This is a genomic window from Ruminiclostridium cellobioparum DSM 1351 = ATCC 15832 (assembly GCF_000621505.1).
GTDB classification, from domain to species: domain Bacteria; phylum Bacillota; class Clostridia; order Acetivibrionales; family DSM-1351; genus Ruminiclostridium; species Ruminiclostridium cellobioparum.
On the sequence record NZ_JHYD01000080.1, the window covers coordinates 1 to 1,880 of the forward strand.

Consider the following 1,880-nt stretch of genomic DNA (forward strand, 5'->3'; position numbering starts at 1 on the left):
CCAGACAATATTGCGGTCGTATTTGAAGAAGAAAAAATGACCTATAGAGAGCTTAATGAAAAAGCAAACCAGCTGGCATACAAGCTTCGGAAGCTTGGTGTGGAGCCGGACGACAAGGTTGCTATCCTGACTCAAAGAAGCATCGAGATGGTTATTGGTATATATGGTATCATCAAAGCAGGCGGAGCCTATGTGCCGATAGATCCGGACTGTCCGGAAGAGCGTATAAGATATATGCTGGAGGACTGTCAGCCTAAAGCAGTACTGCTGGATAAAGCGGAACTGCCTGTAGAAACGGATATTCCGCTCATCAACCTCTTTGATCAGACGATTTATACCGGCAGGGCTCAAAATCCGGAACATGTGAATACACCAAATGACCTTATATATATCATTTATACATCAGGAACGACAGGTAAACCAAAGGGGGTTATGATTGAACACGGTAGCGTAATCAATCTGCGGGAATATTTCGTTAAAACACAAGGATTAAGTGAGACAGATATCATCTTACAACTCTCCAGTATTACCTTTGATCCTTCGATAGCTGAAATGTCTATGAGTTTGTTGATTGGGGGTGCATTATGCTTAATTTCAAAAGAATGTCAACAAGATACAAAGCTATTTAAAGAATATATTATGAGAAAACATATTACAACAATACTGATCACTCCTTTGCACCTTGCACAAGTAGACGTGTGCGGACTAAAAACACTTATCACGGGTGGGTCAGAAATTGATCGGGAACTTATGCTAAAGAATGTCCACAACTGTAAAGTGTATTTTAATGATTATGGTCCAACGGAGGCAACCGTTTGTTCAACAAGATGGAAATATATAAACGGAGAGATGTCGTTGCCGGAGCGAGTGCCGATTGGGAAACCGATTGCAAACACGCAAATATATATTCTTAACGGTAACGACCTTTCCGGTATCGGAATGCCGGGCGAATTGTGCATTGCAGGAGTAGGCCTGGCCCGGGGATACCTGAACCTGCCTGAATTGACAGCAGAGAAATTTGTCAGAAATCCATTCGGTAAAGGTAGAATGTACCGCACCGGGGATCTGGCAAGATGGCTGCCGGACGGGAATATCGAGTATTTGGGCAGGATCGACGAGCAGGTAAAAATCCGCGGCTTCCGTATTGAGTTGGGCGAAATAGAAAGTGTCTTGAAAAAGCAAACCGGTGTCAAGGATGCGGCAGTGGCGGCCAAGGAGAAAAGCGGGGACAAGAGCATCTGTGCCTATATAGTATCGGATCAGGAAATCCGGGCAGGTGACATCAAAGACAGCCTTAGAAAAGAACTGCCGGAATATATGGTACCCGCATATATTCTTCAGATTGAAAACATTCCGGTTACGAGGAACGGAAAGCTTGACAAACGTGCCCTGCCGGAACCGGAAGCAGCAAGCGGGCGGGAATATATTGCACCCCGAAACAAGACGGAAGAAACCATTGCAGGCATCTTTGAAGAAATATTGGGCGTTACCCCGGTGGGAATTGAAGACAGCTTCTTTGAAATGGGAGGTCATTCCCTGCGTGCTACCCGGGTTGTCAACCAAATCGAAGCCAAGACTGGTGTCCGCCTGGCATTAAAGACCATATTTACTGCTCCCACCGTCAAGCTTCTTGCCAAAGAAGTGGAAGGAGCAAAAGCAAAGGAATATATTCCAATCCCACAGGCGGAGGAAAAAGAAATCTACCCCATGTCGTCGGCTCAAAAGAGATTGTACTTGATCAACCAGATGGACGATGAGGGCATCACCTACAATATGCCGGCGGGGCTGGAAATCCAGGGAAGATTTGATTTTGATCGTATGAAGTCCGCATTGGAGCAACTGACCGCACGCCACGAGGCTTTACGCACTAGCTTTCATAG

General features: G+C 45.6%; 1 protein-coding gene. It reads left to right on the top strand.

Going from position 1 to position 1,880, the window contains the following annotated elements:
- The coding region (locus T344_RS0119360) for a non-ribosomal peptide synthetase (RefSeq protein ID WP_027630045.1) at nucleotides 1–1,880 on the top strand (1,880 nt) is incomplete at both ends.